This is a genomic window from Streptomyces sp. NPDC046900 (assembly GCF_040644975.1).
Taxonomy (GTDB): domain Bacteria; phylum Actinomycetota; class Actinomycetes; order Streptomycetales; family Streptomycetaceae; genus Streptomyces.
Genome location: NZ_JBEYXD010000049.1, coordinates 12568 through 26818, shown reverse-complemented (window position 1 = coordinate 26818; position 14251 = coordinate 12568). Strand labels below are relative to the sequence as shown.

12 protein-coding genes are annotated in these 14251 nt (G+C 72.2%); 10 read left to right on the top strand and 2 right to left on the bottom strand.

Annotation, left to right across the window (positions count from 1 at the left end):
- Positions 1-11: 11 nt before the first annotated feature.
- The 3 genes from ABZ904_RS33580 to ABZ904_RS33570 all read left to right on the top strand — a co-directional run bounded on the left by ABZ904_RS33580 (position 12) and on the right by ABZ904_RS33570 (position 3034).
- Positions 12-890: a DUF5819 family protein gene (locus tag ABZ904_RS33580; RefSeq protein WP_361827598.1), complete on the top strand. Its 879-nt coding sequence runs from the start codon at positions 12-14 to the stop codon at positions 888-890.
- Positions 890-2110, top strand: coding sequence for an HTTM domain-containing protein (locus ABZ904_RS33575; RefSeq protein ID WP_361827595.1), 1221 nt, complete (start codon positions 890-892; stop codon positions 2108-2110). The genes ABZ904_RS33580 and ABZ904_RS33575 overlap by 1 nt, the downstream gene beginning before the upstream one ends.
- A 147-nt stretch (positions 2111-2257) precedes the next feature.
- Positions 2258-3034, top strand: coding sequence for a TrmH family RNA methyltransferase (locus ABZ904_RS33570; protein ID WP_360991123.1), 777 nt, complete (start codon positions 2258-2260; stop codon positions 3032-3034).
- Positions 3035-3041: 7 nt separating this feature from the next.
- Here ABZ904_RS33570 and paaN read toward each other — a convergent pair whose 3' ends face one another.
- On the bottom strand, positions 3042-4733 hold the full coding sequence (paaN, locus tag ABZ904_RS33565) for a phenylacetic acid degradation protein PaaN (protein WP_361827592.1): 1692 nt from the start codon (positions 4731-4733) through the stop codon (positions 3042-3044).
- Between the two features lie 148 nt (positions 4734-4881).
- Between paaN and ABZ904_RS33560 the strand changes: the two genes are divergently transcribed.
- Positions 4882-6396 (top strand): 3-hydroxyacyl-CoA dehydrogenase, encoded by a 1515-nt coding sequence (locus tag ABZ904_RS33560; RefSeq protein ID WP_361827589.1) that lies wholly within the window; start codon positions 4882-4884, stop codon positions 6394-6396.
- Positions 6393-6983: a TetR/AcrR family transcriptional regulator gene (locus tag ABZ904_RS33555; RefSeq protein ID WP_359390334.1), complete on the top strand. Its 591-nt coding sequence runs from the start codon at positions 6393-6395 to the stop codon at positions 6981-6983. Before ABZ904_RS33560 ends, ABZ904_RS33555 begins: the two co-directional genes overlap by 4 nt.
- A 21-nt stretch (positions 6984-7004) precedes the next feature.
- Here ABZ904_RS33555 and ABZ904_RS33550 read toward each other — a convergent pair whose 3' ends face one another.
- The gene (locus tag ABZ904_RS33550) at positions 7005-7487 is read right to left on the bottom strand and encodes an Lrp/AsnC family transcriptional regulator (protein WP_359390724.1); all 483 of its coding nucleotides are present in this window, start codon (positions 7485-7487) and stop codon (positions 7005-7007) included.
- 189 nt (positions 7488-7676) lie between these two features.
- On the opposite strand from ABZ904_RS33550, the gene pdhA reads away from it, so the two are divergent.
- The 5 genes from pdhA (at position 7677) to ABZ904_RS33525 (ending at position 13849) form a co-directional block, all read left to right on the top strand.
- Complete coding sequence (gene pdhA / locus ABZ904_RS33545; RefSeq protein WP_359390331.1) at positions 7677-8822, top strand: pyruvate dehydrogenase (acetyl-transferring) E1 component subunit alpha; 1146 nt, start codon at positions 7677-7679, stop codon at positions 8820-8822.
- Complete coding sequence (locus tag ABZ904_RS33540) at positions 8819-9823, top strand: alpha-ketoacid dehydrogenase subunit beta (RefSeq protein WP_359390329.1); 1005 nt, start codon at positions 8819-8821, stop codon at positions 9821-9823. The genes pdhA and ABZ904_RS33540 overlap by 4 nt, the downstream gene beginning before the upstream one ends.
- Positions 9823-11295, top strand: a complete 1473-nt coding sequence (locus ABZ904_RS33535; protein ID WP_361827584.1) for a dihydrolipoamide acetyltransferase family protein — start codon at positions 9823-9825, stop codon at positions 11293-11295. The genes ABZ904_RS33540 and ABZ904_RS33535 overlap by 1 nt, the downstream gene beginning before the upstream one ends.
- A 104-nt stretch (positions 11296-11399) precedes the next feature.
- Entirely contained in the window at positions 11400-12287 is an 888-nt protein-coding gene (locus ABZ904_RS33530) for an NTP transferase domain-containing protein (RefSeq protein WP_361827581.1), read from the top strand.
- Positions 12284-13849 (top strand): molybdopterin molybdotransferase MoeA, encoded by a 1566-nt coding sequence (locus ABZ904_RS33525; RefSeq protein ID WP_361827578.1) that lies wholly within the window; start codon positions 12284-12286, stop codon positions 13847-13849. The genes ABZ904_RS33530 and ABZ904_RS33525 overlap by 4 nt, the downstream gene beginning before the upstream one ends.
- Positions 13850-14251 lie beyond the last annotated feature (402 nt).

Below are 14251 nucleotides of genomic sequence, written 5' to 3'. Positions count from 1 at the left end.
GACGGGGCGGGATGGACACGTACGACAAGGGACCGGACGCCGGGCGGGAGCAGCCCGGCGGTTCCGACGACCCGGTGTCCCGCCTGCCCGAGGGCGCCGCCAGGGACGTATCCGAGGACCCGGCGCCGACGCAGGCCCCGGAGTGGTCCGGCACGGACGGCCCCCTCCCCGAGGCGCCGGCCCTGGTCGAGCCCGAGGCCGCACTCCCCACCGGTCCCGGCGACGGTGAGGCGGCCGCCTCCCGCACGGGTCTGACCGCCCTCTCCCTGCCCTATCAGATCGCCGCCGTACTGGCGCTCGCGGTCGTCGCCGTCGCCGTCTGTGTGCATATCGGGATGGTGTTCCTGCACGTGGCGCCCGCGAACACCGTCACCAAGAAACACGGCACGGCGATCGACGAATGGATCTACCCCGAGTTCGAACAGAACTGGAAGCTGTTCGCCCCCAACCCGCTGCAGCAGAACATCGACGTCCAGGTCCGCGCGGACGTACGCACCGGTGACGGCGGCGAGCGGACGACCGGCTGGTACGACCTGTCGGTGCTCGACGGGGCAGCCATCGACGGCAATCCGCTGCCGAGCCACACCCAGCAGAACGAACTGCGTCGCGCCTGGGACTTCTACGTCGCCTCGCACGACGCCCAGAACCGCCCCGTGGGTCTGCGCGGTGCGCTGGCGGAGGACTATCTGCGCCGCGTGGTCGCGCTGCGCCTCGGCCGTGAGCACGCGGCCGGCCACGGCGAGGCCGTCGAACGCGTCCAGGTCCGCTCCCGTACCACCAACGTGCCCCCTCCCAAGTGGAGCGACGAGAAGGTCCCCACCACACCCGACTACCGTGAGCTGCCCTGGTGGTCGCTGTCGGCCGCCGAATGGACGGGGGCGAACGCCTGATGAGCCGCTTCGCGCTGTCCCTCTCGCGTGGCATCGGCCGCGTCACCGAGGCCGCCCTCGGTTCGTACCAGACCGCGATCGTCCGCATCGGCTTCGCCGCCACCTGGCTGCTGTTCTTGCTGCGCGAGTTCCCGCATCGTCAGGAGATGTACGGACCCGACGGCCCGTGGAGCTGGAACCTGGCCCGGCAGCTCATCGCGAACAACCACGCCTTCACGATCCTCATGTGGTCCGACAGCCAGGCGTGGTTCGAGACCGTGTACGCCCTCGCCGTGCTCTCCAGCGCCCTGCTGCTGCTCGGCTGGCACACCCGCGCGATGTCGGTGCTGTTCATGGTCGGCGTGCTCTCGCTGCAGAACCGCAGCGTCTTCATGGGCGACGGCGGCGACAACGTCATCCACCTGATGGCGATCTACCTGGTGTTCACCCGCTGTGGGCAGGTGTGGTCGCTGGACGAACGGCGCGCGCGGCGCGCCCGTGCCGCACAGGCGCTTGGCGAGTTGCCGCGGCCCGACCGGGCGGGACCCGCGTTGTGGGCCGTGCTCGGCCTCTCGCTGGCCCTGGCGACGGGTGCGGGCTGGCTGGACACCGGGTGGCTCGTCGTGTTCTGGGCGTTGTGGGCGGTGCAGGGGCTGTGGTGGTGCGTCGAGAGGCGCGCCCCGCACTCGGAGCCCCGCATGCTGCTGGACATCGTCGCCAATCTCGTCCACAACGCGGCCCTGCTCGTGATCATGGCAGAGGCCTGTCTGATCTACTCGACGGCCGGCTGGTACAAGATCCAGGGCTCCCGCTGGCAGGACGGCACCGCGGTCCACTACCCGCTTCACCTGGACTACTTCTCGCCCTGGCCCGCACTGTCCGACCTGCTGTCCTCGTCCAGTGTGCTGGTCCTGCTGGTGACGTACGGGACGGTCGCCGCGCAGGTCGCCTTCCCCTTCACCCTGCTCAACCGGCGCGTCAAGAACGTCCTGCTGGCGTTCATGATGACCGAGCACGCGGTGATCGCCGTGGTCCTCGGGCTGCCGTTCTTCTCGCTGGCGATGATCGCCGCCGATGCCGTGTTCCTGCCGACGCCCTTCTTGCGGCGGCTGGGCGCATGGGCGGCACGCGGGCGTCGACGGCTCGCTCAGCACCGTGTCCGGTCCTCCCTGCCCGGGCCGCGCCTGCGGCAGCACGCCGATGAGGCGCCCGAGCACACACATGCCGGTACGACGGCGTAGGTGCGTGCCGTCCCGAGCCCGAGGGGTCTTGCCTGATACAGGGCGGAAACCAGCCGTCTGTGCTGTCCTTGCCGTTCGTGCCCCGCGGATGCCCGGGCCCTCGACGCCGAGAGCCTCCCGGGCTGCGTCGCACGTAGGCTGCGGGGCATGACGGATCCGGCCTCCGGCACCACCGACCCGCTGAGCACCTGGCGCAGGCTCGCCGACGCCTGCGTCCTGCTCGACGGGTTCCACGCGCTCAAGCACGCGGTGCGTTTCCACGCGCGCGTGCCGGTGGCCGTCACCACCGACCGGCAGGCCGCACTTTCCCTGGCCGACGAGCTCGCCCCCGACGTACACGACACCCTGGACGCCCTCCTGGTGGAAGTCCCCGAGAACATCTACCAGGCGCTGGTGCCGCGCCCGCACCCCACCGGGGTGGCCGCTCTCGCCGTGCGCACCGCACGCGAGACCAACCTGGAGACGCTGCGGCGCATGCCCCGTCGCGCCCCCGTCGTCGTCCTCGACAACCCGCGCAACCTGGGCAACGCGGGAGCGGTGATCCGCCTCGCGGCCGGCTTCGGCGCGACCGGAGTGGTCACGACCGGCACCCTGGACCCCTGGCATCCCACGGTGGTCCGCGGCGGGGCCGGGCTGCACTTCGCGACCGCCGTGGAACGGCTGTCCGTGGCCGAACTGCCGCCGGGCCCGCTCTTCGCCCTGGACCCGGAGGGCGAGGACATCCGCGGACTGAAGCTCCCCGACGACGCCGTCCTGGCGTTCGGCTCCGAGCGCACCGGTCTGTCCGCCGAACTCCGCGACCGCACGGACCACCTGGTGTCCCTGCCGATGCGCCCCCAGGTCTCCAGCTACAACCTCGCGACCAGTGTGGCCATGACGCTGTACCACTGGAGCGCCGCCGGGGGCGCACGCGCACCCGCCTGAGCCGGTCCTACGCCTCCCGGCGCACCTCCACCACACGGAAGCGGTTCGCCACGAACGCCCCGTCGCACAGGGCGGCGTTGGCCGCCGCGTTGCCGCCCGAGCCGTGGAAGTCGGAGAACGCGGCCGTCTGGTTGACGTACACCCCGCCGGTCAGGTTCAGGGAGAGCTGGGCGCACTCCTCCAGGCAGGCCTCCTCGACGGCCTGCTCGACCTCCTCGGAGGTGGTGTAGGCGCCGACGGTCATCGCACCCTTGTCCCGGATCGTCCGCCGCAGCAGGTCCACCGCGTCAGCCGCCGAATCCACCGCGACCGCGAAGGAGACCGGGCCGAAGCACTCGCTCATGTAGGCGGCCTCGGCGTCCGGCTTGGCGCCGTCGAGCTTGACCACGACCGGTGTCCGGACGACCGCTCCCGGGAAGTCGGGGTTGGTGATCTCCCGGGAGGCCAGGGCGACCTCGCCGAGGCTGGCCGCCGCCTCCAGACGTGCCTTGACGTCGGGGTTCACGATCGCGCCGAGCAGTGCGTTCGCCCGGGCGTCGTCGCCCAGCAGGCCGTCGACCGACCGCGCGAGATCGGCGACCACCTCGTCGTAGGACTTCGGGCCCTGGTCGGTGGAGATGCCGTCCCGCGGGATCAGCAGGTTCTGCGGGGTGGTGCACATCTGGCCGCTGTAGAGGGACAGGGAGAACGCCAGGTTCGACAGCATCCCCTTGTAGTCGTCCGTCGACTCCACGAGCACGGTGTTGACACCGGCCTTCTCCGTGTAGACCTGCGCCTGGCGGGCGTTGGCCTCCAGCCAGTCGCCGAACGAGGTCGAGCCCGTGTAGTCGATGATCCGGATCTCCGGGCGCACGGCGAGCGTCTTGGCGATGCCTTCGTCGGGGTGCTCGGCGGTCAGTGCCACCAGGTTCGGGTCGAAGCCCGCCTCGGCCAGCACCTGCCGGGCCACCTGGACGGTGAGTGCGAGCGGCAGCACCGCGCGCGGGTGGGGCTTGACCAGGACCGCGTTGCCCGTGGCCAGGGACGCGAACAGGCCGGGGTAGCCGTTCCACGTCGGGAAGGTGTTGCAGCCGATGACCATCGCGATGCCGCGCGGGACCGGCTTGAACGTCTTGGTGAGCGCCAGCGGGTCCCGCTTGCCCTGCGGCTTGGTCCACTCCGCGGTGTCCGGGGTGCGGACCTGCTCCACGTACGCGTACGCGACCGCCTCCAGGCCGCGGTCCTGGGCGTGCGGGCCGCCAGCCTGGAACGCCATCATGAAGGCCTGGCCGCTGGTGTGCATGACCGCGTGCGCGAACTCGTGCGTCCGGTCGCTGATGCGCTTGAGGATCTCCAGGCACACCACCGCGCGCATCTCCGCGCCGGCGTCGCGCCAGGCCCGCTGGCCCGCGCGCATGGCGGGCAGCAGCACGTCGATGTCCGCGTGGGGGTAGGTGACGCCCAGCTCGATCCCGTAGGGGGACGTCTCGCCGCCCGTCCAGTCGTCCGTGCCCGGCTGGCCGAGGTCGAGGCGGGTGCCTAGGAGGGCGTCGAAGGCGGCCTTGCCGGCCGCGGCGTCCAGGCTGCCGTTCTCTCCGTAGGCCTTCGGGTGCTCGGGGTGCGGGGACCAGTACGCGCGTGTGCGGATGGATTCCAGCGCCTGGTCGAGGGTGGGCCGGTGCTGGGCGATCAGCTGGTGCGCGGTGAGTTCGGCGGCCATGCGGGACCAACTCCTCGTCTCTCGAGCTCTTCCTTGAGCTTATGAGCTGGGCAGGAACAGGCGGACAGAGTTAGAGTAACCGAACGATCGGTCGGTACAAGGGGGACCGCCGTATCTGTGGAAAACCCCGTGCGGGAGGATCGCGCACATGACAGCACTCGACCTCAGCAGCCCCATGGCCGTCGTGGGCACCGGCACCATGGGCCAGGGCATCGCCCAGGTCGCGCTGGTAGCAGGCCATTCGGTGCGGCTGTACGACGCCGTCCCCGGCCGAGCCCACGAGGCGGTGGCGGCGATCGGTGGCCGCCTCGACCGGCTCGTCGAGAAGGACCGGCTCACCCCAGCCGAGCGGGACGCGGCTCGCGCCCGTCTGCTGGCCGCCGGAAGCCTGGAGGAACTGGCGGGCTGCTCGCTCGTCGTCGAGGCGGTCCTCGAGCGCCTGGAGGCCAAGCAGCAGCTGTTCCGGGACCTGGAGGACATCGTCGGCGACGACTGCCTGCTCGCCACCAACACCTCGTCCCTGTCCGTGACCGCAATCGGCGGGGCCCTGCGCAACGCGGGCCGTCTCGTCGGCCTGCACTTCTTCAACCCCGCCCCGCTGATGCCGCTGGTGGAGGTCGTCTCCGGGTTCGCCACCGACGTCACCTCGGCCACGCGCGCGTACGAGACGGCCCGGGCCTGGGGCAAGACCCCGGTCGCCTGCGCGGACACCCCCGGGTTCATCGTCAACCGCATCGCGCGGCCCTTCTACGCGGAGGCATTCGCGGTCTACGAGGCGCAGGCCGCCGATCCGGCCACCATCGACGCGGTCCTGCGCGAGTCCGGCGGCTTCCGGATGGGCGCCTTCGAACTGACCGACCTGATCGGCCAGGACGTCAACGAATCCGTCACCCGCTCCGTGTGGGAGTCCTTCTTCCAGGACGTGCGCTTCACGCCCTCGCTCGCCCAGCGCAGGCTGGTGGAGTCGGGGAGGCTCGGACGCAAGAGCGGCCACGGCTGGTACGACTACGCGGACGGCGCCGAGCAGTCCGAACCGCACACCGCGGAGAAGGAGCGCCCGCCCGCGTACGTCGTCGCGGAAGGCGACCTGGGACCCGCCGGCGAACTGCTCGCCCTGATACGCGAGGCCGGCATCGGCGTCCGCGACGACGAAGAGGACCACGGCACCCGTCTGGTCCTGCCCAGTGGCGGCCAGCTGGTCCTCGCCGACGGGCAGACCTCCGTCGAGTTCCGTGACGTCGTCTACTTCGACCTGGCGCTCGACTACCGCCGGGCGACCCGGATCGCCCTGTCCGCCTCACAGGACACCTCCGCGCAGACCCTCGCCGAGGCCACCGGGCTGTTCCAGGCGCTCGGTAAGGACGTCAGCCTCATCGGGGACGTACCCGGCATGATCGTCGCTCGTACGGTGGCGCGGATCGTCGACCTGGCGCACGACGCGGTCGCCAAGGGCGTGGCCACCGAGGAGGACATCGACACCGCGATGCGCCTCGGCGTCAACTACCCTCTGGGCCCCTTCGAGTGGAGCCGCAGGCTCGGGCGCAGCTGGGCCTACGACCTGCTGGACGACCTGCACATGCGTGACCCCTCCGGGCGGTACGCCCCGTCACTCGCGCTGTACCGCCACGCGTACGCATCCGAGAGGCGGGAGGGCACCTCATGACCACCGTGAGGCGCGACACGTACACCCCGGAGAGCCTGCTCTCCGTCGCCGTGCAGGTCTTCAACGAGCGCGGCTACGACGGCACCTCGATGGAGCACCTCTCCAAGGCGGCCGGCATCTCCAAGTCGTCGATCTACCACCATGTGGCGGGCAAGGAGGAGCTGCTGCGCCGCGCCGTCAGCCGGGCGCTGGACGGCCTGTTCGGGATCCTCGACGAGGAGCACGCGCGCGTGGGGCGTGCCGTGGAGCGGCTCGAGTACGTCGTACGGCGCATGGTGGAGGTGCTGACCGCCGAACTGCCGTATGTGACGCTGCTGCTTCGGGTGCGCGGCAACACCGGCACGGAGCGGTGGGCGCTGGAGCGGCGCCGCGAGTTCGACCACCGGGTCGCCGAGCTGCTGAAGGCCGCGGCGGCCGACGGGGACGTGCGCGGCGACGTGGAGGTGCGGCTCGCGACGCGGCTGGTCTTCGGGATGATCAACTCGATCGTGGAGTGGTACCGGCCCGACGGGCGTGGCATGGGCGAGCGAGAGGTCGCCGACGCGGTCGTGCAGTTGGTCTTCTCGGGGCTGCGCCAGGAGGGCTGAGGCCGGGTGGCGCCCTGAGGGTCAGCCCTCCGGTTCCAGATCCTCCTCCTCGAAGACCAGCAGCGTGCGCGTGCTGAGCACCTCGGGGATCGCCTGGAGCCGGGTCAGGACCAGCTCGCGCAGGGCCCGGTTGTCGGGCGTGTGGACCAGCAGCAGTACGTCGAAGTCCCCGCCGACCAGGGCGATATGGGAGGAGCCGGGGAGCAGACGCAGCTGCTCGCGGACCGTGCGCCAGGAGTTCTGGACGATTTTCAGGGTGATGTACGCCGACGTGCCGTGGCCGGCGCGTTCGTGGTTCACCCGGGCACCGAAGCCGCGGATCACGCCGTCGTCCATGAGCCGGTTGATCCGCGCGTAGGCGTTGGCGCGGGAGACATGGACCCGCTCGGCGACCGCCCGTATGGACGCACGGCCGTCCGACTGGAGGATCTGCAGGATGTCCCGGTCGATGGCGTCGAGCGGGCGCGGCGGCTGAGCGGGGCCGTGCTCCGGCGGCTCAGCCATTTGTTCAGGTGCCATGCGCCCGCGCCTCCCTACCATGGACGTACTGCGTACATCTCAGGTTGTGGAGAACCGTTTGTCCACAGCCTGAAGGCGCCTGTAGCCAAAATGTGCCGACGACCGAACAATCGGTAGGTGAGGCGCATCACTCCCGTGGCGCGCCTGAAGCCGCTCCCACGAGGAGGTGCCGTCATGACGGTCATGGAGCAGCGGGGGGCCTACCGGCCCACACCGCCGCCCGCCTGGCAGCCCCGTACCGACCCCGCTCCGCTGCTGCCCGACGCACTGCCGTACCGCGTCCTCGGCACCGAGGCCGCCGCCAAGGCCGACCCGGAGCTGTTGCGCCTGCTGTACGCGCAGGTCGTGCGCGGCCGCCGGTACAACACGCAGGCGACAGCGCTCACCAAGCAGGGCCGCCTGGCCGTCTACCCCTCCAGCACCGGGCAGGAGGCCTGCCAGGTCGCCGCCGCGCTCGTGCTCGAGGAGCGCGACTGGCTCTTCCCCAGCTACCGTGACACCCTCGCGACCGTCGCCCGCGGCGTCGACCCCGTCGAGGCGCTGACCCTGCTGCGGGGCGACTGGCACACCGGTTACGACCCGTACGCGCACCGTGTGGCCCCCCTGTCCACCCCGCTGGCCACCCAGCTGCCGCACGCCGTGGGTCTTGCGCACGCCGCCCGGCTGAAGGGCGACGACGTGGTCGCGCTCGCCCTGGTCGGCGACGGCGGCACCAGCGAGGGCGACTTCCACGAGGCGATGAACTTCGCCGCCGTCTGGCAGGCGCCGGTCGTCTTCCTCGTCCAGAACAACGGCTTCGCGATCTCCGTGCCGCTCGCCAAGCAGACGGCGGCACCCTCCCTGGCCCACAAGGCCGTGGGATACGGAATGCCGGGCCGTCTCGTCGACGGAAACGACGCCGCCGCCGTGCACGAGGTGCTCGCCGACGCCGTACGGCACGCGCGCCAGGGCGGCGGCCCCACGCTCATCGAGGCGGTGACGTACCGCATCGACGCCCACACGAACGCCGACGACGCGACCCGCTACCGCGGCGACGCCGAGGTCGAGGCCTGGCGCGACCACGACCCGATCCTGCTGCTCGAGCGCGAGTTGACCGAGCGCGGACTCCTCGACGAGGACGGGATAAAGGCTGCGCGTGAGGACGCCGAGGCGATGGCGGCGGACCTGCGGGCCCGTATGAACGAGGACCCGGCGCTCGACCCGATGGACCTTTTCGCCCACGTCTACGAACGACCCACCACCCAGCTCGTCGAGCAGGACACCCAGTTGCAGGCGGAGCTGGACGCCGAGGCCGCCGGACCGGAAGGAGCCGGGCGATGACGACCGTTGCCCTCAAGCCGGCCACCATGGCGCAGGCCCTCACCCGCGCGCTGCGCGACGCCATGGCCGCCGACCCGTCCGTGCACGTCATGGGCGAGGACGTGGGCACACTCGGCGGTGTCTTCCGTGTCACCGACGGGCTCGCCAAGGAGTTCGGCGACGACCGCTGCATGGACACGCCGCTCGCCGAGGCGGGCATCCTCGGCACGGCCGTCGGCATGGCGATGTACGGCCTGCGGCCGGTCGTGGAGATGCAGTTCGACGCGTTCGCCTACCCCGCGTTCGAGCAGCTCGTCAGCCATGTCGCACGCATGCGCAACCGCACCCGCGGCGCCATGCCGATGCCGATCACCATCCGTGTCCCCTACGGAGGAGGCATCGGCGGCGTCGAGCACCACAGCGACTCCTCCGAGGCGTACTACATGGCGACGCCGGGGCTCCATGTCGTCACGCCCGCGACGGTCGCCGACGCGTACGGACTGCTGCGCGCCGCGATCGCCTCCGACGACCCGGTCGTCTTCCTCGAGCCCAAGCGGCTGTACTGGTCGAAGGACTCCTGGAACCCCGAGGAGCCCGAGACGGTCGAGCCCATAGGCCGTGCCGTGGTGCGACGCCCGGGCCGGAGCGCCTCTCTCATCACCTACGGCCCCTCGGTACCGGTCTGCCTGGAGGCCGCCGAGGCCGCACGGGCCGAGGGCTGGGACCTCGAAGTCGTCGATCTGCGCTCCCTGGTGCCCTTCGACGACGAGACGGTGACGGCGTCCGTCCGCCGCACAGGCCGGGCCGTGGTGGTGCACGAGTCGACCGGCTTCGGCGGGCCGGGCGGCGAGATCGCCGCGCGGATCGGCGAGCGCTGCTTCCACTATCTGGAGGCCCCGGTGCTGCGCGTGGCCGGGTTCGACATCCCCTATCCGCCGCCGATGCTGGAGCGGCACCATCTGCCGGGCGTGGACCGGATCCTGGACGCCGTCGGGCGACTTCAGTGGGAGGCGGAGAGCTGATGGCCCAGGTGCTGGAGTTCAGGCTGCCCGACCTCGGGGAGGGGCTCACCGAGGCGGAGATCGTGCGCTGGCTGGTCCAGGTCGGCGATGTCGTCGCGGTCGACCAGCCGGTCGTCGAGGTGGAGACGGCCAAGGCGATGGTGGAGGTGCCCTGCCCCTACGGAGGCGTGGTCACGGCCCGATTCGGCGAGGAGGGCGCGGAACTGCCCGTCGGCGCCCCGCTGTTGACGGTCGCCGTCGGCGCCGCCGTGGACGAGGCCGAGGAGTCGTCCGGGAACGTCCTGGTCGGGTACGGCACCTCGGCGGCGCCCGCACGCCGCCGCAGGGTGCGGGCACAGCAGCCCGGCTCGCGGGCCTCGGACGGAGTGACACGGACAGCGCGTCCCGGCTCCGGCCGGGCAACAGAGACGGACTTCGCCCCGGCACCCACCGCCGGCGCCCCGGCGTCCGCTGTCGCCGACGGGAGGTCCCGTGCTGCCGTCTCGGAGCGCCCCGACGGCCCCGTTCCGGTGATCTCCCCGCTTGTGCGCAGGCTCGCCCGCGAGCACGGCGTGGACCTGAGGCAGTTGGACGGTTCGGGGCCGGACGGGCTGATCCTGCGGGCCGATGTGGAGGACGCGCTGCGGGCCGCGGTGGCCCGGACCGGGTCCTCGGCGGCCATGGCCGCCGGGTCCACCTTCGCCCCGGTCCCGTCCCGTACGTTCCCGTCGTCCGGGGCGCCGGTCCCCGAAGCGGCGCCGTACACACCCGGACCGGGCACACGCGCACCCGGACCCGTCACCGCCGGCACCCGCGTCCCCCTCAAGGGCGTCCGCGGCGCCGTCGCCGACAAGCTCTCCCGCAGCCGGCGCGAGATCCCGGACGCCACCTGCTGGGTCGACGCCGACGCCACGGAACTCATGCGCACCCGGGCAGCCATGAACGCGGTCGGCGGCCCGAAGATCTCCCTGCTCGCGCTGCTCGCCCGGATCTGCACCGCGGCCCTCGCCCGGTTCCCCGAGCTCAACTCCACGGTCGACACGGAGGCCCGGGAGATCGTCCGGCTCGACCAGGTCCACCTCGGGTTCGCCGCCCAGACCGAACGAGGACTCGTCGTGCCTGTCGTACGCGACGCGCACGTACGGGACGCCGAGTCGCTGACCGCGGAGTTCGCCCGGCTGACCGAGGCCGCGCGCACCGGGACCCTCACCCCCGGCGAGCTCACCGGCGGCACCTTCACCTTGAACAACTACGGGGTGTTCGGCGTCGACGGCTCCACGCCGATCATCAACCACCCCGAGGCGGCCATGCTCGGCGTCGGCCGTATCGTCCCCAAGCCCTGGGTGCACGAGGGCGAACTGGCCGTGCGGCAGGTCGTGCAGCTCTCCCTCACCTTCGACCACCGGGTGTGCGACGGCGGTACGGCGGGCGGGTTCCTGCGGTACGTGGCGGACTGCGTGGAACAGCCGGGGGTGCTGCTGCGCACGCTGTGAGCCGGCTGCGCCACGGACATCCCTCGACACTGTGAGCAAGCTCCCGCCCACAGCTGCTGTGCGCGGGGGTGGCAATGATCCATCCGGCGCCCATACTCGGGGGCATGACCGCGTACGAGGACCCCGGCGACTGGGGCGGCGACGTGTACGACGCCGTCGTGCTCGCCGGCGGCTCCGCCCGGCGGCTCGGCGGGGCGGACAAACCCGCGGTGCGCGTCGGCGGACGGGCGCTGCTCGACCGCGTGCTGGTGGCCTGTTCGGGCGCGGCCACCACGGTGGTCGTCGCCGACCCCAGGCCCACCGCGCGCCCCGTGGTCTGGGCCCGCGAGGAGCCGCCGGGCGCCGGACCGGTCGCCGCGCTCGACACGGGCCTGGCACGGACCACCGCCGGAAACGTCGTCGTGCTCTCCGCCGACCTGCCGTTCCTGGAGCAGGGGACGGTACGGCGGCTGCTGGCAGGCGTGGCGGCCGACGGCGCCGATGGTGCCGTGCTCACCGACTCCGAGGGCCGGGACCAGCCCCTCGTCGCTGCCTACCGGAGCGCTGCGTTGCGCCGCGAGCTGGCGGGGCTGGCCACCGAGCACGCCGGTCTCTCCGGCCTTCCGCTGCGGCGCCTGACCGCCCGGCTCGGTCTCACCCGTATCTCCGACCCCGTCGCGTCGTTCGACTGCGACACCTGGGACGACATCGCCGCCGCCCGCACACGGATCAGGGAGCATGAGCACGTGCTGGATGAATGGATCTCCGCAGTCAAGAACGAACTGGGCATCGCCCTCGACGTCGACACCGGCGTCCTTCTCGACCTCGCTCGTGATGCCGCGCACGGCGTCGCACGTCCCGCGGCCCCGCTGACGACGTTCCTCGTCGGCTATGCGGCCGCGCAGGCGAACGGCGGGCCGGAGGCGGTCGCCGAGGCCGCCCGCAAGGCAGCCGCGCTGGCTCTGCGCTGGGCGGACGAGGACCCCGCCGAGCCCGCGCCGGACGCCGGATGACCGAGCGCGGCGCCCAGGGACACCTGGACACCGAGGAACACGACGTGGAGGAGGCGCTGGCCGTGGCCAACGACAGCGGGGGCAGGAGCCGTCCGCAGCCGGCCCGCCCCACCGGTTCGCCCACGGAGCGGCACGACCTGGACCTCGAAGAGGCCCTCGCCCTCGTTCGGGACCCGAATGCGCACCCGCCCGGGCCCACCTCGCCGTCCCCGGAACACGGCGCCCATACGCCCGGGCACCCGCCCGGCACCGCGGGGGACGCCGACAGCGAAGGCTCCGGCCCGGACCGTGCCGACGGTGCCGGGTCCCGTGCGACGTCGAAGCATCCGGACCGCCATCACGCGACGCCCTGGCCCGAGGCCCGTGCGGTCGCCGCGCGCGCGGCCCGATCCGTGCCGCGCCGGGAGCCCGTCCACGTGTCCCTCGACGCCGCCCTCGGTCTCGTGCTCGCCGAGCCCCTCACCGCCCTCACCGATCTGCCCTCCTTCGACACCTCGGCCATGGACGGCTGGGCGGTCGCGGGCCCCGGTCCCTGGGCCGTACGGGAGGGGAACGGAGTCCTCGCCGGGCACGCCGAGCCCGCGCCTCTGGGTGACGGCGAGGCCGTGCGGATCGCCACCGGCGCCCGCGTCCCGCCGGACACCACCGCCGTGCTGCGCAGCGAACACGGCCGTATGGACGGCAACGGGCGCTTGCACGCGGCCCTCCCCCAGGGTTTCGGTTCCGCTCGGGCAGGGGGGACCCCCACGGTCGCGCACGGGCAGGACATCCGGCCGCGCGGCCAGGAGTGCCACAGCGGGGACCAGTTGCTTCCCCGTGGCACCCAGGTCACCCCGGCCGTGCTCGGGCTCGCCGCGGGCGCCGGGTACGACGCCCTGTCCGCGCTGCCCCGGCCGCGCGCCGAAGTCCTGATTCTGGGGGACGAGTTGCTCACCGCGGGCCTGCCCAAGGGCGGCCTGATCCGGGACGCGCTCGGTCCGATGCTGCCGCCGTGGCTGCGGGCCCTCGGTGCCGAGGTGCCGGCCGTCCGGAGGCTGGGGGATTCCGCCGAGGCCCTGCAGCAGGCGATCACTTCTTCGACCGCCGACCTGATCGTGACGACCGGCGGCACGGCCGCGGGACCTGTCGACCACGTCCACCCCACTCTGCGCCGCCTCGGAGCCGAGCTCCTCGTCGACGGGGTGAAGGTGCGCCCCGGCCACCCCATGCTCCTGGCCCGCCTGCGGGAGGACCAGCACCTCGTGGGACTGCCCGGCAACCCCCTCGCGGCCGTCTCCGGTCTGCTCACGCTCGCCGAGCCGCTGCTGCGCGGCCTTGGGGGGCGCCTGGCACCGGAGTTGTACACGCTGCCTCTGAAGGACTCCGTCCACGGCCACCCGTACGACACCCGACTCGTCCCTGTCTCCGTCCGGGCCGACCATGCGGTGCCGCTGCATTACAACGGCCCGGCGATGCTGCGCGGCATCGCCGCCGCGGACGCCCTCGCGGTCGTACCGCCGGGTGGCGCGAGGCCCGGTGAGGAACTGGAACTCCTCGACCTCCCCTGGGCCTTGACGGGGTGAATTCCTCACCGTGACTTCGGGAACGTGTCGTCCGGAGCGTGGCCTGGAGAGCGTGACTCGGGCGGGTGACTTGGCAGGGTGAGTCGCTAGAGGGTGTGTTTCACGTGAAACATCCGATTCCGAGGCGGGCGCTGCTGACCGTGCGCACACCCGGCGGTCGCCTGCCGACCGGGCTGACACCCCGGTGGCCACGTGCTGGCCGTTTGGTCACTCCGGCGGTCACTTGCTGACTGTGTGGTCACCCCGGCGGGCACTTGCTGACTGTGTGCTCACCTCGGCGGTCATTTGCTGGCAGACTGCCCACCCGTCACCCATCGGGTGGAAGTCCCGGAGCGGGCGCACCTGGCGGTCTTCCCCCTTGGCGTAAGGCGCCGTGCCGTCGGCTCTCGAAGGGCTGACCAT

Coding starts and splice junctions, on each gene's coding strand:
- ABZ904_RS33580 (WP_361827598.1), top strand. CDS start 12: ATGGACACGTACGACAAGGGACCGGACGCCGGGCGGGAGCAGCCCGGC.
- ABZ904_RS33575 (WP_361827595.1), top strand. CDS start 890: ATGAGCCGCTTCGCGCTGTCCCTCTCGCGTGGCATCGGCCGCGTCACC.
- ABZ904_RS33570 (WP_360991123.1), top strand. CDS start 2,258: ATGACGGATCCGGCCTCCGGCACCACCGACCCGCTGAGCACCTGGCGC.
- paaN (WP_361827592.1), bottom strand. CDS start 4,733: ATGGCCGCCGAACTCACCGCGCACCAGCTGATCGCCCAGCACCGGCCC.
- ABZ904_RS33560 (WP_361827589.1), top strand. CDS start 4,882: ATGACAGCACTCGACCTCAGCAGCCCCATGGCCGTCGTGGGCACCGGC.
- ABZ904_RS33555 (WP_359390334.1), top strand. CDS start 6,393: ATGACCACCGTGAGGCGCGACACGTACACCCCGGAGAGCCTGCTCTCC.
- ABZ904_RS33550 (WP_359390724.1), bottom strand. CDS start 7,487: ATGGCTGAGCCGCCGGAGCACGGCCCCGCTCAGCCGCCGCGCCCGCTC.
- pdhA (WP_359390331.1), top strand. CDS start 7,677: ATGACGGTCATGGAGCAGCGGGGGGCCTACCGGCCCACACCGCCGCCC.
- ABZ904_RS33540 (WP_359390329.1), top strand. CDS start 8,819: ATGACGACCGTTGCCCTCAAGCCGGCCACCATGGCGCAGGCCCTCACC.
- ABZ904_RS33535 (WP_361827584.1), top strand. CDS start 9,823: ATGGCCCAGGTGCTGGAGTTCAGGCTGCCCGACCTCGGGGAGGGGCTC.
- ABZ904_RS33530 (WP_361827581.1), top strand. CDS start 11,400: ATGACCGCGTACGAGGACCCCGGCGACTGGGGCGGCGACGTGTACGAC.
- ABZ904_RS33525 (WP_361827578.1), top strand. CDS start 12,284: ATGACCGAGCGCGGCGCCCAGGGACACCTGGACACCGAGGAACACGAC.